This is a genomic window from Streptosporangium sp. NPDC049644 (assembly GCF_040675205.1).
In the GTDB taxonomy this organism is placed as follows: domain Bacteria; phylum Actinomycetota; class Actinomycetes; order Streptosporangiales; family Streptosporangiaceae; genus Streptosporangium; species Streptosporangium fukuiense.
The window spans coordinates 39,327-59,683 of record NZ_JBFAOJ010000019.1 but is presented as its reverse complement, the minus strand read 5'-3'; the positions used below and the strand labels follow the sequence as shown (position 1 = coordinate 59,683).

General features: G+C 69.5%; 18 protein-coding genes. 16 read left to right on the top strand and 2 right to left on the bottom strand.

All coding sequences use genetic code 11. The features are described 5' to 3' along the window. Positions 1 to 110 precede the first annotated feature (110 nt). Both AB0J58_RS14135 and AB0J58_RS14130 read right to left on the bottom strand, forming a co-directional pair. On the bottom strand, positions 111 to 1,697 hold the full coding sequence (locus AB0J58_RS14135; protein ID WP_364214850.1) for a family 10 glycosylhydrolase: 1,587 nt from the start codon (positions 1,695 to 1,697) through the stop codon (positions 111 to 113). A gap of 159 nt (positions 1,698 to 1,856) precedes the next feature. Beyond that, entirely contained in the window at positions 1,857 to 3,989 is a 2,133-nt protein-coding gene (locus AB0J58_RS14130) for an elongation factor G-like protein EF-G2 (RefSeq protein WP_364214848.1), read from the bottom strand. A 276-nt stretch (positions 3,990 to 4,265) separates the two neighbouring features. Here AB0J58_RS14130 and pgsA point away from each other — a divergent pair, with 276 nt between their 5' ends. The 16 genes from pgsA to AB0J58_RS14050 all read left to right on the top strand — a co-directional run bounded on the left by pgsA (position 4,266) and on the right by AB0J58_RS14050 (position 20,274). Further along, on the top strand, positions 4,266 to 4,883 hold the full coding sequence (pgsA, locus tag AB0J58_RS14125) for a phosphatidylinositol phosphate synthase (RefSeq protein WP_364214845.1): 618 nt from the start codon (positions 4,266 to 4,268) through the stop codon (positions 4,881 to 4,883). An 18-nt stretch (positions 4,884 to 4,901) separates the two neighbouring features. Further along, positions 4,902 to 5,816: a phosphatidylinositol mannoside acyltransferase gene (locus tag AB0J58_RS14120; protein ID WP_364214842.1), complete on the top strand. Its 915-nt coding sequence runs from the start codon at positions 4,902 to 4,904 to the stop codon at positions 5,814 to 5,816. Beyond that, positions 5,813 to 7,000, top strand: coding sequence for a glycosyltransferase family 4 protein (locus AB0J58_RS14115; RefSeq protein WP_364214839.1), 1,188 nt, complete (start codon positions 5,813 to 5,815; stop codon positions 6,998 to 7,000). Before AB0J58_RS14120 ends, AB0J58_RS14115 begins: the two co-directional genes overlap by 4 nt. Next, on the top strand, positions 6,997 to 7,536 hold the full coding sequence (locus AB0J58_RS14110) for a hypothetical protein (protein WP_343965123.1): 540 nt from the start codon (positions 6,997 to 6,999) through the stop codon (positions 7,534 to 7,536). Before AB0J58_RS14115 ends, AB0J58_RS14110 begins: the two co-directional genes overlap by 4 nt. 89 nt (positions 7,537 to 7,625) lie before the next feature. Then, positions 7,626 to 8,636 (top strand): DUF3048 domain-containing protein, encoded by a 1,011-nt coding sequence (locus tag AB0J58_RS14105; protein ID WP_364214836.1) that lies wholly within the window; start codon positions 7,626 to 7,628, stop codon positions 8,634 to 8,636. 148 nt (positions 8,637 to 8,784) lie between these two features. Then, positions 8,785 to 9,699 (top strand): pyridoxal 5'-phosphate synthase lyase subunit PdxS, encoded by a 915-nt coding sequence (pdxS, locus tag AB0J58_RS14100; RefSeq protein ID WP_030919964.1) that lies wholly within the window; start codon positions 8,785 to 8,787, stop codon positions 9,697 to 9,699. A gap of 170 nt (positions 9,700 to 9,869) precedes the next feature. Next, positions 9,870 to 10,460 carry a pyridoxal 5'-phosphate synthase glutaminase subunit PdxT gene (gene pdxT / locus AB0J58_RS14095; protein ID WP_343965118.1) on the top strand — a complete coding sequence of 197 codons (591 nt, stop codon included), beginning with the start codon at positions 9,870 to 9,872 and terminating at the stop codon, positions 10,458 to 10,460. Between the two features lie 3 nt (positions 10,461 to 10,463). Beyond that, on the top strand, positions 10,464 to 11,216 hold the full coding sequence (locus AB0J58_RS14090; protein WP_362874724.1) for a YebC/PmpR family DNA-binding transcriptional regulator: 753 nt from the start codon (positions 10,464 to 10,466) through the stop codon (positions 11,214 to 11,216). A gap of 188 nt (positions 11,217 to 11,404) precedes the next feature. Beyond that, entirely contained in the window at positions 11,405 to 11,992 is a 588-nt protein-coding gene (ruvC, locus tag AB0J58_RS14085; protein ID WP_037971696.1) for a crossover junction endodeoxyribonuclease RuvC, read from the top strand. Next, the gene (ruvA, locus tag AB0J58_RS14080) at positions 11,989 to 12,609 is read left to right on the top strand and encodes a Holliday junction branch migration protein RuvA (RefSeq protein WP_364214831.1); all 621 of its coding nucleotides are present in this window, start codon (positions 11,989 to 11,991) and stop codon (positions 12,607 to 12,609) included. The genes ruvC and ruvA overlap by 4 nt, the downstream gene beginning before the upstream one ends. 73 nt (positions 12,610 to 12,682) lie before the next feature. Then, a complete protein-coding gene (gene ruvB, locus AB0J58_RS14075; RefSeq protein ID WP_364214828.1) occupies positions 12,683 to 13,741 on the top strand; it encodes a Holliday junction branch migration DNA helicase RuvB in 1,059 nt (352 codons plus the stop codon). Between the two features lie 253 nt (positions 13,742 to 13,994). Next, positions 13,995 to 14,330, top strand: coding sequence for a preprotein translocase subunit YajC (yajC, locus tag AB0J58_RS14070; RefSeq protein ID WP_364214825.1), 336 nt, complete (start codon positions 13,995 to 13,997; stop codon positions 14,328 to 14,330). Between the two features lie 79 nt (positions 14,331 to 14,409). Beyond that, on the top strand, positions 14,410 to 16,170 hold the full coding sequence (gene secD, locus AB0J58_RS14065) for a protein translocase subunit SecD (protein WP_364214822.1): 1,761 nt from the start codon (positions 14,410 to 14,412) through the stop codon (positions 16,168 to 16,170). After that, complete coding sequence (secF, locus tag AB0J58_RS14060) at positions 16,170 to 17,243, top strand: protein translocase subunit SecF (protein ID WP_364214820.1); 1,074 nt, start codon at positions 16,170 to 16,172, stop codon at positions 17,241 to 17,243. The genes secD and secF overlap by 1 nt, the downstream gene beginning before the upstream one ends. A gap of 79 nt (positions 17,244 to 17,322) precedes the next feature. Further along, positions 17,323 to 17,841: an adenine phosphoribosyltransferase gene (locus AB0J58_RS14055; protein WP_364214817.1), complete on the top strand. Its 519-nt coding sequence runs from the start codon at positions 17,323 to 17,325 to the stop codon at positions 17,839 to 17,841. A gap of 237 nt (positions 17,842 to 18,078) precedes the next feature. Beyond that, a complete protein-coding gene (locus AB0J58_RS14050) occupies positions 18,079 to 20,274 on the top strand; it encodes a bifunctional (p)ppGpp synthetase/guanosine-3',5'-bis(diphosphate) 3'-pyrophosphohydrolase (RefSeq protein WP_157594604.1) in 2,196 nt (731 codons plus the stop codon). Positions 20,275 to 20,357 lie beyond the last annotated feature (83 nt).

Below are 20,357 nucleotides of genomic sequence, written 5' to 3'. Positions count from 1 at the left end.
CGAATCCGGAGGCAGGTCGCGGGCGCTCACCGCCTCGCCTCGCCCGTCCCCCGGACACGCCCGCGCCCGCACGGACGCGTGTCCGAGCGGGCGCGGGCAGGTCCGGGGGGTCAGGTCCCGGTGGGGTCGCTCTCGTTCTGCAGGCGGTCCAGGGCGGTGACCAGGTAGGTGCCGCCGCGCGTCGTGGTGAGGCTCTGACGGTCGCCGTCCACCGCGGGCACGACCGCGACCAGGTTGCGGGCGTCGGCGGTGGCGCACTCGCCCGGCTTGCCGGAGGCGATCCGGTAGACCGCGTACGAGCGGGCCTCCGGGGAGCTCTTCCAGCTGAGCGAGGTGCCCTGGAGCCGCAGGTCCGAGGGCTTGGCCGGGGCCTGCCCGCCGAGGTCCTTGATCAGCGGCAGCAGCGCCGGGCGCGAGTAGTGGCTCTTGACGACGCGGTCCAGCACGCCCAGGGGATCGGTGGACAGCTGCTTGGCGCTGAAGTAGACGTCGCCGGTGACCTGCTTGTGCCTGCGGTTCTGGGTGAGGTGGGAGGGCAGCTCGCCGGGCCTGGTCCAGGCGGGGGTGTCGGTGGCGCCGACCCGGTACAGGGCCTGGCCGATGTAGAGGTGCACGTCGGTGCCCTTGACCTCGTTCGCCCACCAGGGCATCAGCACGTCGTAGTCGGCGGCCTTGAAGCCGCGCGGCCAGTAGAGCTGCGGGATGACGTAGTCGACGGTGCCCTTGCGGATCCAGTGGCGGGCGTCGGCGTAGATGGAGTCGTACGCCGACATGCCGCCGGTGGCCGAGCCGGTGGGGTCCTCGGACTTGTTGCGCCAGATCCCGAACGGGCTGACGCCGAACTTCACACTGCCCCTGACCTCGTGCACCGCCTTGTCGACCTGCGCGATCAGCTTGTTGACGTTGGCGCGGCGCCAGTCGGCGAGCTTGGCGTCCTTGCCGTACCTGGCGAAGGCGGCGTCGTCGGCGAACCTCGCGTTCCCCGACGGGTAGGGGTAGAAGTAGTCGTCGAAGTGGACCCCGTCGACGTCGTAGCGGGTCACCACATCCTTGACGACCTTGGTGACATGGTCGCGGACCTCGGGCAGGCCGGGGTTGTAGTAGGCCTGGCCGCCGTGCCTGACGATCCAGCCGGGGTGGACCCGGGCAGGGTGGTTCGCGGGCAGCCTGGACAGGTCGCCGTCGGCGGAGGCGCGGTAGGGGTTGAACCACGCGTGGAACTCCAGGCCGCGCCGATGGGCCTCGGCGACGAGGAAGGGCAGCGGGTCCCAGCCGGGGTCCTTGCCCGCGGTGCCGGTCAGATACTGCGACCACGGCTCCAGGTTCGACCTGTACAGCGCGTCGGAGGCCGGACGGACCTGGACGAACACCGCGTTGAACCGCCGCTTGACCGCGTCGTCGAGAATCCTGACGTACTCCGCCTGCTGCCGGGCGGCGGACAGGCCGGTCCGCGAGGGCCAGTCGATGTTCTTGACCGTGGCGATCCACACTCCGCGCAGCTGCCGCTTGGGGTATCTCGCGTCCACCGGGCACTGCGCCGAGGCGGAGGTCGTCGCGCCCGCCGTTTCGGCCGAGACCACCGTGCTCTTGGTGCCCTTGGGCCGGGCCGGCGCGGTGTCGGGGCCGAAGGTGTACGCGGCACCCGTGGTCAGAACGGCGAGGGCGGCAGCGGCCAGAAGAGGGCGTCCGTTTCGCATGGTTCCCAAGTCTGACACCTGGACCGGTGTGCTCTGACCGAAAAAAAGAAATCGTTTCGTGATTACTTTGTTACGTGAGTGTGTGCTGGGAGGCGTGTGTCCGATGGGGTGTGTCCACCTGGTGGCGACGTGCCGCCGGGCACACGCCTCATCGCCCGGTCAGCCGGTGACCTTCTCCACCAGATGTGACGGAAGCGGCTCGTAGCGCAGGAAGTCCCGCTGGAAGGTCCCCGTGCCGTGTGACATGGATCTCAGGTCGATCGAGTACCGGGTGATCTCCAGCTCGGGCACCTCGGCCCTGACCAGGGTACGTCCCACGCCCACCGGCTCCGTGCCGAGCACGCGGCCCCTGCGCGAGGACAGGTCGGACATCACCGCGCCCACGTGCTCGTCGGAGACCAGCACGGACACCTCGTCGACAGGTTCGAGCAGCAGCGTGGGCACCTTGGTCGCGGCCTCCTTCAGCGCGAGCGCCCCGGCGATCTGGAAGGCCATGTCGGAGGAGTCGACCGAGTGGGCCTTGCCGTCGTACAGCGTCACCCGCACGTCCACCATGGGGTAGCCGGCGAGGACCCCGCGCTGCATCTGGGTGCGTACCCCCTTCTCCACCGAGGGGATGAACTGGCGCGGCACCACACCGCCGACGATCTTGTCCACGAACTCGAAGCCGCCACCGGACGGCAGGGGCTCGACCTCCAGGTGGCAGACGGCGAACTGGCCGTGGCCGCCGGTCTGCTTGACGTTGCGGCCCAGGGCCTGGCAGCGGCCGCCGAAGGTCTCCCTGAGCGGCACCCGCAGCTCGATCTTCTCCACCTCCACGCCGTGCCGCCTGCTCAGCCGCTCCAGCAGCACGTCGGTGTGGGCCTCGCCCATGCACCACAGCACGAGCTGGCGGGTCTCGGGGTTGTTCTCCAGCCGGAGTGTCGGGTCCTCTGCGACCAGCCGCTGCAACGCCTGGCTCAGCTTGTCGTCATCCGCCTTGGACCTGGGCTGGATCGCCACCGGCAGCAGCGGCTCCGGCATCGTCCAGGCCTTCATCACCAGCGGGTTCTCCCGGTCCGACAGGGTGTCGCCGGTCTCCGCGCGCGACAGTTTGGCCACCGCCGCGATGTCCCCGGCCACGCACTTGGCGGTCGTCCGCTGGAGCTTGCCCAGCGGCGAGGAGAGTGCCCCGATGCGCTCGTCCACATCGTGGTCCTCGTGCCCGCGGTCGGCCAGGCCGTGCCCCGAGACGTGCACCGTCATGTCGGGGCGCAGTGTGCCGGAGAAGACCCGCACCAGGCTGATCCGGCCCACGTACGGGTCGCTGGTCGTCTTGACGATCTCCGCGACCAGGGGCCCGTCGGGGTCACAGGTGATGCCGGCGACGGGCCGGCCGTCGATCGAGGTGATCTCCGGCATCGGGTGCTCGGGTGGCGAGGGGAAGCCCTGGGTGATGAGCTCCAGGACCTCCAGCGCGCCCACGCCGGTCCCTGCGGCCAGCACCGGGTAGAAGCCGCCGCGCGCGACGGCCTTCTCCAGGTCCCCGATGAGGGCCTTGGTGTCGATCTCCTCGCCGGAGAGGTAACGGTCCATCAGGGACTCGTCCTCGCTCTCCTGGATGACGCCCTCGATCAGGGTGCTCCGGTAGATCTCGATCTGGTCGGCGTAGGCCGGGCCTGGGGAGTTCTCCGTCCTGGTGCCGGTCGCGTAGTTGTAGAACTTCTGGCTCAGCAGCCCGATCAGGCCGTTCACCCTGCCGTTGGTCACCACCGGCAGGTACAGCGGCGAGACGCCGTCGCCGAAGGCGTCCTGGCAGGCGGCGAGGACGTCCTCGAAGTTCGCCCGCTGGTGGTCGATCTTGGTGATCACGACCGCGCGGGGCATCCCGACCGCCGCGCACTCCTCCCAGAGCATCCTGGTCAGGCCGTCCACGCCCTCGACGGCCGAGACGACGAACAGCGCCGCGTCGGCCGCGCGCAACCCGGCGCGCAGGTCGCCGGCGAAGTCGGCGTAGCCGGGCGTGTCCAGCAGGTTGATTTTGATGTCGTTGTGGATCACGGGGGCCACGGTGAGGTTCACCGAGCGCTGCTGGCGCACCTCGACCTCGTCGAAGTCGCTGGCCGTCGTGCCGTCCTCGACCCGGCCGGGCCGCTGGATGGTCCTGGTCGCGGCCAGCAGCGCCTCCACGAGCGTTGTCTTCCCTGCACCGGAATGGCCGACCAGCACGACGTTTCTTATCTTGTCCGGCTGATCGACCGTGGGTGCCCTCCCCGCGGCTCCCGCTGTTCCGCCGGTCGCTCTCTCCGCCACATCGCCTCCCGCGTCGTTGCCGAAGGGGCGCGGCCTTGGTGGGGCCACACCCCCGGGATCCGCTGCCGCGTCCGTACACCGCATGGACGCGGTGTGTTCACCAAATACCCATGTGGCGAATATCACAAGAGGGGTGGGGTGATCCTCTTGCGAGAGGGAAGTCTGATCGCTAAGTGTCCGAGCCTCCTCCGGAGAGCTCTCGCCGTATCGGCAACGCCCTGCCACACGGCCCGCCGATGCGCGCTCGCAGGCCGGGTGGCCTACGATCGGAGCGCGATGCTGAAACTTCTGCGCCCCGCCGTCACCCGAGTCTTGACCCCGCTGGGCAGGGCACTCACCCGCCGCGGGATCAGTCCCAACGTGATCACCGCCGTGGGCACGCTCGGCACCGTCGCCGCCGCGCTGTTCTTCTACCCCCGGGGTCAGCTGTTCGTGGGCACGATGGTGATCACCTTCTTCGTGCTGGCCGACCTCCTCGACGGGGTCATGGCCAGGATGACGGGCGCGGGAAGCACCTGGGGCGCCTTCCTCGACTCCACGCTCGACAGGGTCGGCGACGCGGGAATCTTCTCCGGGCTGGTGTTCTGGTTCATCGTGAGCGATCAGCGGACGCTGGCGGGGGTCGCGCTGTTCTGCCTCGTCGCCGGAGCGGTGGTGTCCTATGTCAAGGCCAGGGCGGAGGCGCTGGGCATGACGTGCGACGTCGGGCTCGCCGAGCGGCCGGAGCGCCTGGTGGTGGGCCTGGTCTCGGCCGGCCTCGGCGGCCTCGGCGTGCCGTACATCCTGGCCGCGGGGCTCTGGCTGCTCGCCGCGGCCAGCGCGGTCACGGTCGGCCAGCGCCTGCTGCACGTGCGCCGGCAGGCCGTCCCCACCCCGCCCAGGCCCCTCCGCTGATCGGAAATCGGAAAATCGATGACAGACAAGCCCTCCCCCCAGGACCGTCTCGTCGCGGCCGCGTTCGGTGCCGGATGGACGGTCGTGCCCCGCCTGCCCGAGCGGCTCACCGCCTGGGCCTTCCGCGCCGCCGCCGACCGGCTGTGGAAGCGCAGGGGAAAGTCGGTGCTCAGGCTGGAGGCCAACCTCGCCAGGGTCAAGGGCACCTCGCCGGGCGACCCGGCGATCCGGGAGCTCAGCCGCGACGGCATGCGCTCCTACTTCCGCTACTTCCACGAGGTCTTCCGGCTGCCTTCGATCTCCGTCGCCGAACTCGTCTCCCGGATGCACGTGACCGGGGTGGAGCCCGTCTACGAGAACCTCGCCGCGGGGCGCGGCGTGGTCCTCGCCCTGCCGCACATGGGCAACTGGGACCAGGCGGGCGCCTGGTTCGCCGGGACGGGACATCCCTTCACCACGGTCGCCGAGCGGCTCAAACCCGAGTCGCTGTTCCATCGCTACACCGCCTTCCGCGAGGGACTGGGCATGGAGGTGCTGCCGCTCACCGGTGGTGACGGCCACACCTTCGGCACCCTGGCGCAGCGCCTGCGCGCCGGGCTCCCGGTCGCCCTGCCCGCCGAGCGGGACCTGACCGCGAACGGTGTCGAGGTGCAGTTCTTCGGCTCGTCCACCCGGATGCCCGCCGGTCCCGGCCTGCTGGCCGTGCACACCGGGGCCGCCCTCATCCCGGCGATCCCCTACTTCAGGGGGACCGGCTGGGGCCTGCAGTTCCACGAGGAGATCGCGATCCCGGCCGAGGGCACCAGGAAGGAGAAGGTGGCCGTCGTCATGCAGAGCCTCGCGGGCGTCTTCGAGAAGGGCATCGCCGAGCACCCCGAGGACTGGCACATGCTCCAGCGCCTCTGGCTCGAGGACCTGGAGTCCAGGGGATGAGGATCGGCATCGTCTGCCCCTACACGTGGGACGTGCCGGGCGGAGTCCAGGTGCACATCCGCGATCTCACGGAGGCGCTCACCGAGGAGGGCCACCACGTCTCGGTGATCGCCCCCGCCGCGGACAACGCCCCGCTGCCCCCGTACGTGACCTCGGCGGGCCGCGCGGTTCCGGTGCCCTTCAACGGGTCGGTGGCCAGGCTGTCGTTCGGGTTCCTGTCGGCGAACCGGGTGCGCCGCTGGGTGCGCGAGGGCGCCTTCGACGTGCTGCACGTGCACGAACCGGCCATCCCCTCGCTGGGACTGCTCGCCTGCTGGGTGGCCAGGGGGCCGATCGTGGCCACCTTCCACGCCTCGTACGGTAACTCCCGGTCCCTCTCGGTCACGGCCTCGGTGCTGATGAGCGCGCTGGAGAAGATCACCGGCCGGATCGCCGTGTCCGACGCGGCCAGGAAGACCCTGGTCGAGTTCATGGGCGGCGACGCCGTGCTCATTCCCAACGGGGTGACGGTCGACCGCTACGCCGAGGGCGAGCCGCTGCCCGGCTGGGACCAGGGCGAGGTGATCGGCTTTCTCGGCAGGATGGACGAGCCGCGCAAGGGCCTGCCGGTGCTGCTGGAGGCGTTCGTCCTGCTGGCCGCCGAGCGCCCGGCGCTGCGACTGCTCCTGGCCGGGCCGGGCGACGCCGCCGAGGTGCTGGAGCGCGTCCCGGCCGCCCTCCACGACCGGATCGGCCTGCTCGGCATGGTCAGCGAGGAGGACAAGGTGCGCGCCTACCACACGGTCGACGTCTTCTGCGCGCCCAACCTGGGGGGCGAGAGCTTCGGCATCGTGCTGACCGAGGCGATGTCGGCCGGCGCGGCGATCCTGGCGAGCGACATCCCGGCCTTCCGCAAGGTGCTCGACGACGGCCAGGCGGGAGCGCTGTTCGAGACGGGCAACGCCGAGTCGCTCGCCCGCCGGGCCGCCGAGCTGCTCGACGACCCGGCGCGCCGGGCCAGGCTGTCGCAGGAGGCCCGCGCCGCCGTGCGGAAGTACGACTGGTCGACGGTCGCCCGTGACGTCCTGCGGGTCTACGAGACGGTGGCGAGCTCGGCCAGGGTCGAGGAGGACGCCGAGAGCGCGGGGAGTGACGAGGGCACGGTGGCGGGCAGGGACTGGGCCGAGGGGAACGACACGCCGTGACGACCACGCTGATCCTGGTGGTGGGCGCCGTCGTGGTGCTCTGCGCCGTCTACATCTCCTGGCGGGCGGGCCGGCTCGACCGGCTGCACATCCGGCTGGAGCTGGCCCGCGAGTCCCTGGACGCCGCCCTGGTGCGGCGGACCGCCGTCAGCCTGGAGCTGGCCGCCTCCCGGCTGCTGGACCCGGCGACGAGCCTGGTGCTGGCCGCGGCCGCCCACGAGGCCCGTACGGCGGGCCCCGAGGAGCGTGAGCACGCCGAGAGCGACCTGTCGCGCGCCCTGCGAGCCGTCGTCGACCAGGAGCGCTTCCGCGACCGGCTGGCCGACACCGCGGCGGGTTCCGAGCTGCTGGAGGAACTGGGGGCCGCGGTGGCCAAGGTCCTCTACTCCCGCCGGTTCTACAACAACGCGGTGGGCGTGACCCGCGCGGCGCAACGCCGCTGGCTGGCCCGCACGCTGCGGCTGGCCGGGCATACCGAGTATCCGGGCTTCTTCGAGATCGACGATGCGCCGCCGAAGGCGCTGGCCGCCGAATAAGCCGCACACAAACTGGAGTAACTGACAAGTCGGACACCGGTAGGCTCTTGGCGGTTTGTGGCTGAGTGGCTGACTTGAGGAGATGAATCGTGCGGGTTTCTCGGATGATCGCCGTCACGCTGGCGGGAGTCGCGGCTCTCGCGCCGGTCGCGGCCTGTTCCTCCGACAAGCCCGCGCCGGCGGGCAATCCGGTGGCGGGTGAGCCGAGTGCGGCTCCGACCCCCACGCCCGAGCCGACGCACCCCTTCACCGGACTGCCGGGCGCGGCCCGCAGGCCGGTGCTCGCGGCGAAGATCGAGAACACCTCGGCGGGCAAACCGCAGCTCGGCCTCAAAAGCGCGGACATCGTCTACGTCGAGCAGGTCGAGGCGGGCCTGACCCGGCTGATGGCGATCTTCTCCTCCAAGATCCCGGCCAAGATCGGCCCGGTTCGCAGCGCCCGTATCTCCGACCTGCACATCGTCCCGCAGTTCGGCAGGCCCGCCTTCGCCTACTCGGGCGCGCAGACCAAGATGCTCCCCCTCATCGCCGAGGCGTCGCTGTTCGACGTCTCCGACAGCCGGGCGCCGGGCGCCTACTTCCGGCAGGAAGGACGCTTCGCCCCCTACAACCTGTTCGCCAACACCAGGCAGCTGCTGACCGAGGCGCCCAAGGCGAGCAGGGCCAAGGACATCGGGCTCACCTTCGGCGACGCCCCCGAGGGCGGCGTGCCGCGGAAGGCGTACAGCGTGAAGTACCCGGCGGCCCGTTTCACCTTCGTCTGGTCGCAGGCGGCGGGCAAGTGGCTGATCTGGCAGGACGGCAAGAAGGACATGGCGGCCGAGGGCGGTCAGCTCGGCGCGCCCACGATCGTCGTGCAGTACACCAAGACGGAGCGCTCGGAGTTTCACGACAAGAACCAGAGCTACACGCCGCTGGTGCACAGCACGGGCAAGGGCAGGGCGATCGTGCTCCGCGACGGGCAGGCGTTTAAGGCCCGCTGGTCACGGGAGACGGAGAAGGACGGCACCGTCTTCACCACGGAGGCGGGTGAGCCGATGAACTTCGCTCCCGGTCAGGTCTGGATCGCGCTGGCCTCCGCCAAACCCGTCATTCCCTGACGCGCGAGTGCTACATGATGTTCAAGAAGATCAGCTAAGAACGACAAGACGGCGTGTAGGGGGCATCCTGCCCAGCGCCTACGATGGAAGCGTAGTGGCCGTCCGGCGCGGGCGGCCCGTGATCCGCAGCCGTCGTGAGGTAGAGACCGTGTCCAGCAGCACGCCCGAAGTCAGCGATACCACCGTCACCGGAACCGCCCGGGTCAAGCGCGGGATGGCAGAGATGCTCAAGGGCGGCGTCATCATGGACGTCGTCAACGCCGAGCAGGCCAAGATCGCCGAGGACGCCGGTGCCGTGGCCGTCATGGCCCTCGAACGGGTACCCGCCGACATCCGCGCCCAGGGCGGCGTCTCCAGGATGAGCGACCCCGACATGATCGACGGCATCATCGCCGCCGTCTCGATCCCGGTCATGGCCAAGGCGCGCATCGGCCACTTCGTCGAGGCCCGGGTGCTCCAGTCGCTCGGTGTCGACTACATCGACGAGTCCGAGGTGCTCACCCCGGCCGACTACGCCAACCACATCGACAAGTGGCAGTTCACGGTGCCCTTCGTCTGTGGCGCGACCAACCTGGGCGAGGCGCTGCGCCGCATCACCGAGGGCGCGGCGATGATCCGCTCCAAGGGCGAGGCGGGCACCGGCGACGTCTCCAACGCCACCACCCACATGCGCAAGATCAGGGGCGAGATCAAGCGCCTGACCTCGTTGCCCGCCGACGAGCTCTATGTCGCGGCCAAGGAGCTCCAGGCGCCGTACGAGCTGGTGGCCGAGGTCGCCAAGACCGGCAAGCTGCCGGTCGTGCTGTTCACCGCCGGTGGTATCGCCACCCCGGCCGACGCCGCGATGATGATGCAGCTCGGCGCCGAGGGCGTGTTCGTCGGCTCGGGCATCTTCAAGTCCGGCAACCCCGCCGAGCGCGCCGCCGCGATCGTCAAGGCCACCACCTTCCACGACGACCCCGACGTCATCGCGAAGGTCTCCCGTGGCCTGGGCGAGGCCATGGTCGGCATCAACGTCGACGACATCCCGGCCCCGCACCGGCTGGCCGAGCGCGGCTGGTAGCGGAACCCAGGGAAACCGGCGGAGAGGCGGCCTCCTTGACGGAGGCCGCCTCTCTGGCGGTAGAAGGGCCGGACAGGAAGGCCCAAGGCTGGTTATGAACCAGTTTGGGGTGATCTGGGGGGTGGCCCTACCCTAAAAAGGCTGTTTCATTTCCAGGGGAAGGACCATTGGTGACCATCGTCCCCACGATCGGCGTGTTCGCGCTCCAAGGCGACGTGCGTGAGCACGTGCGCGCGCTGGAGGCCGTGGGCGCCAGAGCGGTCGCGGTACGGCGCCCCCACGAGCTGGAGGCGGTCGACGGCCTCGTCATCCCGGGCGGCGAGTCCACCACGATGTGGAAGCTCGCCGAGACCTTTGAACTGCTCGAACCGCTCCGGATGCGGATCAAGGCGGGTATGCCCGCCTACGGCTCCTGCGCCGGCATGATCATGCTGGCGGACCGGATCGAGGGCGGCATCGAGGGCCAGCAGACGATCGGCGGCATCGACATGGTCGTCCGGCGCAACGCCTTCGGCCGCCAGGTCGACTCCTTCGAGGCCGACATCGACTTCGCCGGCCGCGGTGCCATGCGGGCGGTCTTCATTCGCGCCCCCTGGGTGGAATCCGTGGGTTCGGGGGTCGAAGTGCTGGCGTTGGCCGAACCTGGAGATAGGATCGTCGCGGTCCGTCAAGGACCGCTGCTCGCCACATCCTTCCACCCGGAGATTACCGGGGATGTTGGTGTGCATTCATATTTCGCTGAGATGGTGAGGGAGCTCTAGGGGATGTCCGGCCACTCCAAATGGGCGACGACGAAGCACAAGAAGGCGGCGCTTGACTCCAAGCGCGGCAAGCTGTTCGCCAAGCTCATCAAGAACATCGAGGTGGCGGCACGGACGGGCGGCCCCGATCCGGACGGCAACCCGACGCTGTACGACGCCATCACCAAGGCGCGCAAGAGCTCGGTTCCGATCGACAACATCGAGCGCGCCCGCAAGCGCGGTGGCGGCCTGGAGGCCGGCGGCGCCGACTGGCAGACCATCATGTACGAGGGCTACGCCCCCGGCGGCGTCGCGGTGCTGATCGAGTGCCTCACCGACAACCGCAACCGGGCGGCCTCCGAGGTCCGTGTCGCGCTGACCCGCAACGGCGGTTCGCTGGCCGACCCGGGTTCGGTGTCCTACATGTTCAACCGCAAGGGCGTCGTGCTCGTCCCCAAGGGCGAGCTGGGTGAGGACGACGTGCTGACCGCGGTCCTCGACGCGGGTGCCGAGGAGGTCAACGACCTGGGCGACCAGTTCGAGGTCGTCTCCGAGGCCACCGACCTCGTGCCGGTCCGCAAGGCACTGCAGGAGGCCGGGATCGACTACGACTCGGCCGAGTCCAGCTTCATGCCGACGATGAACGTCCCGCTCGACGAGGACGGCGCCCGCAAGGTCTTCAGGCTGATCGACGCCCTTGAGGACAGTGACGACGTGCAGAACGTCTGGGCCAACTTCGACGTCTCCGACGAGGTCATGGAGAAGCTCGACGCGTGATCTCGCGCTCGGCGTTCCCGTCGCGGAACTCCGGGCGGTGACCGCCTCCACCGCGCACCACGCGCTCGACCGCCGCTGACACTTCCCGCGGGCCCCGCGAGGGCCGTGCGCGACGTGCTCCCAGGCGGTAGAGTCTGGCACCGAACAGGTGTTCGGTGAGCGGAGGCGTGCCGGTGCGATTGCCCGAACTGCGGGTCATGGGGGTCGATCCCGGGCTTACCCGATGCGGGCTCGGCGCCGTCGAGGGGAGACCGGGCGCGCCACTGAGCCTGGTCAAGGTAGGGGTGGTCCGCACCCCCGCCGACGACGAGATCGGCGCCCGGCTGGTGGCGATCGAGGCCGGCATAGAGCAGTGGCTCGACGAGCTCGAACCCGACGCGGTGGCCGTGGAGCGGGTCTTCGCCCAGCACAACCTCAGGACGGTGATGGGCACCGCGCAGGCCTCCGCCGTGGCGATCCTGTGCGCCTCCCGCAGGGGGCTGCCGGTCGCCCTGCACACGCCGTCCGAGGTCAAGGCGGCGATCACCGGCAGCGGCACGGCCGACAAGCAGCAGGTCGGCACGATGGTGACCCGGCTGCTGCGGCTGGACGCCATGCCCAAGCCCGCCGACGCCGCCGACGCGCTCGCCCTCGCGATCTGCCACGTGTGGCGGGGTGGAGCCCAGAGCAGGCTGGCCGAGGCCGCGGCGAAGGCCGCGAGCGGCCCCGGCACGACCGCCGCGGCCTACTTCCGCGGCCGGGGCAGGGCCGGATACCCGAGAGGAACCACGAAGTGATCGCCTCGGTGCGAGGACAGGTGACCGTGATCGTCCCCGACGGGGCGGTCGTCGAGGTGGGCGGGGTGGGAGTGCTCGTGCACTGCACGCCGGGCACGCTGGCGACGCTCAGAACAGGCGAGGAGGCCCGGCTGGCCACCTCGCTAGTGGTCCGCGAGGAGTCGCTGACGCTGTTCGGCTTCGCCACCGACGACGAGCGCGGGATCTTCGAGATGCTGCAGACGGCCAACGGGGTCGGCCCCAAGGTCGCCCTGGCGATGCTGGCCGTGCACACCCCCAACGCGCTCAGGGTGGCCGTGGCCACCGCCGACGTCAAGGCGCTGACCAGGGTCCCCGGGGTGGGCCCGAAAGGCGCCCAGCGGATCATCGTCGATCTCAAGGGCAAGCTCGGCACGCCCGAGGAGGCGGTCAACGCCGCGCTCAACGGCCGCGCCGCCGCGCCCGTCTGGCGCGATCAGGTCCACTCCGGCCTGGTCGGCCTGGGTTACTCGGTGCGGGACGCGGACGAGGCGGTCGCCGCCGTCGAGCCCCGGGCCGAGGCCGAACTGGCCGAGGGCCGCACCCCGCAGGTGGCGGCGCTGCTCAAGGCGGCACTCAGCGCGCTGAGCATGCGATGAGAGGCTCGGCGGCGAAGGGGCGGCGGCCGGAGCGCGGGCGCCTCCGCCGTACGGTGAGCGGAGGTGGGACGGCGTGAGTTTCGAACGGGATCTGGTGTCGCCGGACGCCGAGGGCGACGAGAGGAACATCGAGGCGGCGCTGCGGCCCAAGCGGCTCGATGAGTTCATCGGCCAGGCACGGGTGCGCGAGCAGTTGTCCCTGGTGCTGCAGAGCGCGCTGCGGCGCAACCGGCCGCCGGACCACGTGCTGATGAGCGGCGGTCCCGGGCTGGGCAAGACGACCCTCTCCATGATCATTGCGACCGAGCTCTCCGTGCCGCTCCGGATCACCTCGGGGCCCGCGCTCGAGCGGGCCGGTGACCTCGCGGCGATCCTGTCGACCCTCTCGGAGGGCGAGGTCCTGTTCATCGACGAGATCCACCGCATGGCCAGGCCCGCCGAGGAGATGCTCTACCTGGCGATGGAGGACTTCCGCGTCGACATCGTGGTGGGCAAGGGGCCGGGGGCGACCGCGATCCCGCTGGAGATCGCCCCGTTCACCCTGGTCGGGGCCACCACCAGGGCCGGCATGCTCCCCGCGCCGCTGCGTGACCGCTTCGGCTTCGTCGCGCACATGGACTTCTACGGGGTCGCCGAGCTGGAGGAGGTGCTGCACCGCTCCTCGCGCCTGCTGGGCGTGGCGCTGCCGGACGACGCCGCCACCGAGATCGCCGGCCGCTCGCGGGGCACGCCCCGTATCGCCAACCGCCTGCTGCGCAGGGTCCGCGACTTCGCCGAGGTGCGCGCGGAAGGCGTCATCACCAGGGACGTCGCCTCCGCCGCGCTCAACCTCTACGAGGTCGACGCCGAGGGGCTCGACAGGCTCGACCGGGCGGTGCTCGAAGCGCTGCTGCGCAAGTTCGGCGGTGGCCCGGTGGGGCTGTCGACGCTGGCGGTCGCGGTGGGGGAGGAGCCGGAGACGGTCGAGGTGGTCGCCGAGCCGTTCCTGGTGCGGCAGGGCCTGCTGGCCCGCACCCCCCGTGGCCGGGTCGCGACCGCCGCGGCCTGGACCCATCTGGGGCTGGTGCCCCCGCCGGACGCCTTCGGCGCCTCGCTTCTCATCGATCTTGGGGATGATGCCGAGCAAATCTAGCGTTGTGCATCGGTAGGGGAGACGTACAAGGTTGATCACAGATAGATGACAACTGTATCGAAATGGGAACTTCCCTGCGTGCCGAATCGTGACTTCGTTGCCGTGCTTCTAACAACTCGCCTAAACTCCGAGCCTTGGCTGGCTGTGTAGGCTGACGTGCTGAGCGGCATGGTCGTATATGACGTCCGGTTTCACGCCGGTCATTCTCAAGAGAGGGAGCGGCCCTGTGGGCGGCAACTATTCAAGTCTGATCATGATCGCTCTCATGGTCGTGGTTTTCTACTTCCTGCTGATCCGGCCGCAGCGTAAGCGGCAGCAGGAGCAGGTCAAGATGCAGAACAGCCTCGCGCCGGGCACCGGTGTCATGACCACGACGGGTCTTTTCGGGACCGTGGTGGCCATCGACGCCGACGACGTGATCCTGGAGATCGCCCCCGGTGTGGAGACCCGCTGGGTGAAGGCGGCGATCGGCCGCGTCCTGGTTCCCGTCGACGATGCGGAGGAGGATGTCAAGCCCGCCGACCACGACGTCGCGGAGACCGCCGAGCAGCAGAGTGAAGAGCGCGACTCGGCGAGCAAGAAACTGTGAGTAGGTTCACCACCAATCCCCTATAACCGAAAGTCGACCAGTGGCCCGACCGACCAGCGGCCAGAGCAAACCGGGGCGCATGCTCCTGCTGCTTCTGGCGATCATTCTCGCCATGGGAGGGGTGATGCTCCTCAACAAGGCGTACACCCCGGAATATGGCCTCGACCTCGCCGGCGGCACGACAGTGACGCTGCAGCCCATCACCCCGAACGGAAGCGCTCCCTCCCAGGAGAGTCTCGACCTGGCGGTGAACATCATCCGCGAGCGGGTGAACGGCAGCGGCATCTCCGACGCCGAGGTCGCCAAGTCCGGTGACAACATCGTCATCTCCGTCCCCGGAGTTGGCCAGGAGGAAGTCGTCAAGCTGGTCGGCACCACTGCGGAACTACGGTTCCGCCAGGTGCTGGCGATCGGGGCCGGATCGCCTCCGCCCCCCGGAGAGCTGGCTACCCAGGCGCCGACGCCGTCTCCCTCGCCCACCACCTCAGGGGGCAAGGGGACCAGGGCGCCCAGGCCCACCGACTCCGCGGCGCCGAAGCCGTCCGCGACGGCCGCCCCCGACACGAACACCTCGCCCGCCGGGCGCGCCCTGTCGTCGGGGCTGCTCAAACCAAGCCCGGGAGCCGGCTCCGAGTCCTCTACGGAGCCTGCTCAACCCGGCGACCAGTCTTCCAAGCCGGGTGACGGCAGCGCCGCGCCGACGGCCCCGCCGACAGCCCCGCCGACGGCGGCCGACGACCCCATGGCGGGTGTCGACCCCACCGGGATCGACCCGGCGGCCCTCAAGGAGTTCCAGACGCTCGACTGCGCCAAGCAGACGAACCGAGGGGCCCAGGACGCGCCGGACAAGCAGTACGTGGGCTGCAGCACCGACGGCAGCACCAAGTTCATCCTCGACAAGGCGGCCGTGACCGGCACCTCGATCGACAGTGCGTCCTCGGGTGTCGACCAGACCACCGGCGAGTGGCTCGTCCAGCTCTCCTTCAAGGGCCAGGGCCCCGACCAGTGGTCGAAGGTCACCACCACCGCCTTCAACTCGCAGGCCCCCCGCAACCAGATCGCCATGGTCCTCGACGGCATGGTCATCTCCGCGCCCGTCATCCAGGAGCCGATCACCGGCGGCCGTGCGCAGATCTCCGGCAACTTCACCCAGGTGAGCGCCGACGAGCTGGCCAACCAGCTCAAGTACGGCGCACTCCCGCTGAAGTTCGAGAAGAGCTCCATCGACGAGGTCTCCTCCACCCTGGGCGCCGACCAGCTGCGCGGCGGCCTCATCGCGGGCGCGATCGGCCTGCTGCTGGTCGTGATCTACTCGATGCTCTACTACCGGGGCCTGGGCGTCGTCTCGGTGCTGAGCCTCCTGGTGGCGACGATCGTGACCTACCAGTCGGTGGTGCTGCTCGGCGCGTTCGCCGGCTTCCGCCTCTCGCTGCCGCACATCATCGGTCTGATCGTCTCGATCGGTATCACCGCCGACTCGTTCATCGTCTACTTCGAACGTATCCGTGACGAGATGAAGGAAGGCCGCCGCTCGCTGCGCACGGCGATCGAGGTCGCCTGGGTCCGGGCCCGGCGCACGATCCTCATCGCGGACGCCGTCATGTTCATCGCCGCCGTGGTGCTCTACTTCCTGGCGGTCGGCGGTGTGGCCGGGTTCGCCTTCGCGATGGGCCTGACCACGCTCATCGACATCGCGGTGGTGTTCATGTTCACCAAGCCGTTCGTCGCGATGCTGGCGAGGCTGAAGTTCTTCGCCAAGGGGCACAAGCTCTCCGGTCTCGACGCCGAGCGCATGAGCGAGACCGTCACCGCTCCCAAGTCCGCTCCGCAGGAGGCCTGATGTCCGGCATCGCGCGTCGGCTGTACCGGGGCGAGGTCAACGTCGACTTCGTCGGCCGCAGGAAGCTTTGGTACAGCCTCTCCGTAATCCTGCTGGTGATCTCCATCGCCGGTCTGGTCGTCAACGGCCTCAACCTGGGCGTGGAGTTCAAGGGCGGGTCCGTCTTCTCCTTCAAGGCCCCGGCGTCCGTCAACATCGAGCAGGTGCGCGGCACGTTCACCGATGCCGGTGTGCACCAAGTCATCGCGCAGACGACCCAGAACGGCTGGCGGGTCACCACGGAGAGCCTCCCGGCAGAGCAGGTCACCGCGGTCCAGAAGGCGGTGGCGAGCGAGTTCAAGCTGCCGCAGAACGAGGTCAACCTGCAGGTGATCGGTGCCTCGTGGGGCGGCCAGGTGGCCAACAAGGCCGTCATCGGACTGATCGTCTTCATGCTGGCGATCATCCTGTACCTGACGATGGCCTTCGAGTGGAAGATGGCGCTGTCGGCCGTCGTGGCGCTGCTGCACGACCTGGTGATCACCGCCGGTGTCTACGCCTGGTCCGGCTTCGAGGTCACCCCGGCGACCCTGCTGGGCTTCCTGACCATCCTCGGATACTCGCTGTACGACGCCGTGGTCGTCTTCGACATGATCAAGGAGGTCACCGCCAAGCTCGGCACGACCTCCAAGATGACCTACACCGAGGCTGCCAACAACGCGCTGAACCACACGCTGATCCGGTCGCTGAACACCACCCTGGTGGCGATCCTGCCGGTCGCGGCGATCCTCTTCATCGGCACCACGCTGTTCGGCGCCGGTACCCTGAAGGACCTGTCGCTGGCCCTGTTCGTCGGCATGATCGTCGGAACCTACTCCTCGCTGTGCGTCGCGACGCCACTGCTGGTCACGCTGAAGGAGCGCGAGCCGCGCTACCAGGCGATCGCCCGCAGGCTCGCCGCCCACGGGGGTGGCTCCGGGGGCAGGACGACGCGTCAGCCGGTCACCGCCGGAGCGTCCAACGGGGCCGCCAACGGGACCGCCAACGTGGCCAACGGGGCCGCGGCCGGCGGCGACAAACGCAAGAAGAAGTAAGCTCCGAGCAGTTCGCGCCTCCGCTCCCTGCCCAGGGGGCGGAGGCGTTTTCCTTCCCCCTCCCCAAGGAGTGCCGACCATGACCGAGCTGAGCAGGCTGATCCTCGATCGCATCCGTGACGTGCCCGACTACCCGCAGCCCGGGGTGATGTTCAAGGACATCACGCCGCTGCTCGCCGACCCGGTGGCGTTCGCCGCGGTGACCAGGGCGCTGGCCGGGCTGTACGAGGTTGACAAGATCGTTGGAATCGAGGCGCGGGGGTTCATCCTGGCCGCCCCGGTCGCCTGCCAGGCGGGCGCGGGCTTCGTCCCGGTACGGAAGAAAGGCAAACTGCCCGCTGAGACGCTTGAGGCGTCCTACGATCTGGAGTACGGCTCCGCCATCATCGAGGTTCACCGGGACGCCTTCATCCCCGGAGAGCGCGTTCTCATCGTCGACGACGTGCTCGCCACGGGAGGAACGGCGCGCGCGGCGGTGGAGCTGGTCCGCGAGGCGGGCGCCGAGGTCGTCGGCCTCGCCGTGCTCATGGAGCTGGCCTTCCTCAAGGGTCGCGAGCGCCTGACGGACGTCGAGTTGCACTCTCTCGTCGTCGTTTGATCGACCCCGCGGACAAAAGCACACAACCCCGTCTGGATACACTGAGGGATCTGGACTCGAACGTGAGGAGTCTGAGTGCCCCGTGATGTGGTCGTCCCCGACACGACCGCCAACGGTGGCGGTCCCGAGATGGCCGTCCCAGCAGGCGACGCCGGTTCCGCCATGTCCGGAGCCGCCGAGGAGAAGCCGGCGGTAAGGCGAAGGCTCGCACGTTTTGGGGGGCAATGGGGTGGCGGCATGAATCCGGTTCTGGAGCCGCTGTTCCGCACGGTCCGCGCCACCCATCCGAAGGCGGATCTGCGGCTCATCGAGCGCGCCTACGACGTGGCGGCCTATCACCACCGCGACCAGAAGCGCAAAAGCGGTGACCCGTACATCACCCACCCGCTGGCGGTGGCGACGATCCTGGCCGAGCTCGGCACCGACGACGAGACGCTGTGCGCCGCGCTGCTGCACGACACCGTCGAGGACACCGCGTACGGCCTGGACGAGCTGCGCTCGGACTTCGGCGACAACATCGCGCTGCTGGTCGACGGCGTCACCAAGCTCGACAAGGTCAAGTTCGGCGCCGCGGCCGAGGCCGAGACCGTACGCAAGATGGTCGTGGCGATGTCCCGGGACATCCGGGTGCTGGTGATCAAGCTCGCCGACCGGCTGCACAACATGCGCACCATGCGCTACCTGCCCGAGCACAAGCGGCACCAGAAGTCCCGCGAGACGCTGGAGATCTTCGCGCCGCTCGCCCACCGGCTGGGCATGAACACCATCAAGTGGGAGCTGGAGGACCTCGCGTTCGCCATGCTCTACCCCAAGCGCTACGACGAGATCGCCCGGATGGTCTCGGAACGGGCCCCGCGCAGGGACCTGTTCCTGCAGGAGGTCATCGAGAAGGTCTCCGGCGACCTGCGGGACGCCAAGATCCGCGCGGCCGTCAAGGGCCGTCCCAAGCACTACTACTCCGTCTACCAGAAGATGATCGCCAGGGACGTCGCCTTCGACGACATCTACGACCTGGTCGGCATCCGGGTGCTGGTCGACACGGTCCGCGACTGCTACGCGGCGCTCGGAACGATTCACGCGCGATGGAACCCGGTGCCCGGCCGGTTCAAGGACTACATCGCGATGCCCAAGTTCAACATGTACCAGTCGCTGCACACCACGGTAATCGGCCCGGAGGGCAAGCCGGTGGAGCTGCAGATCCGCACCCACGGGATGCACCACAGGGCCGAGTACGGTGTGGCGGCGCACTGGAAGTACAAGGAGGACATGACCACCTCCGGTCCTCCGGGGGCGAAGCTGAAGCCCGCCAGCGACATGGCCTGGCTGCGGCAGCTCCTCGACTGGCAGAAGGAGACCGCCGACCCGGGGGAGTTCCTGGAGTCGCTCAGGTTCGACCTGTCGGTCTCGGAGGTCTACGTCTTCACGCCCCGGGGCCAGGTCATCGCCCTGCCCGAGAACGCGACGCCCGTCGACTTCGCCTACGCCGTGCACACCGAGGTGGGGCACCGTTGCATCGGGGCCAGGGTCAACGGCCGCCTGGTGCCCCTGGAGTCGCGGCTGGGCAACGGTGACACAGTGGAGATCTTCACCTCCAAGTCGCCCGACGCGGGCCCCTCGCGTGACTGGCTGAAGTTCGTCAAGTCGGGACGGGCCCGTAACAAGATCCGGCAGTGGTTCTCCAAGGAGCGCCGCGAGACCGCGATCGAGGCGGGCAAGGAGGCGATCGGCCGCGCCATGCGCAAGCAGGGCCTGCCGCTGCAGCGCCTGATGTCCGGAGAGTCCCTCCTGGTCCTCGCCAGGGATCTGCGCTACCCGGACGTCTCCGCGCTCTACGCGGCCGTGGGAGAGGGCCACATCGCCGCGCAGGCGGTCGTGCAGAAGCTCGTGACCTCCATCGGAGGAGTGGACGGCGCGGAAGAGGACATCGCCGAGGTCTCCGTGCCGACCAAGCTGCGCGGTCGTCCCCGGGGCAGTGGCGGCGCCGGAGTGGTCGTCGCGGGCGACTCCGACGTCTGGGTCCGCCTGTCGCGATGCTGCACTCCCGTGCCGGGCGATGAGATCGTCGGTTTCGTCACCCGCGGGCACGGCGTGTCGGTGCACCGCACCAACTGTCCCAACATGGATCAGCTCAAGTCCGAGCCCGACCGCCTGGTCGAGGTCGCCTGGTCCGCCGCGGACGACTCGGTGTTCCTGGTCGCGCTGCAGGTCGAGGCGCTCGACCGGCCGCGCCTGCTCTCGGATGTGACCCGCACGCTCTCCGACCAGCACGTCAACATCCTGTCGGCGTCGGTGACGACGTCCAGGGACAGGGTGGCGATCAGCAAGTTCACCTTCGAGATGGGCGACCCCAAGCATCTGGGGCACGTCCTGAAGGCCGTCCGCAACATCCAGGGCGTCTACGACGTCTACCGGGTCAGCGGCGCCGGTTCCTGAGCGTCGGGCGCGCCCTCGGCCCCTCACCGAGCCGGGGGCGGCGCCGACGCCCCATCACGAACGACAGGGCCGCGGAGGGCACT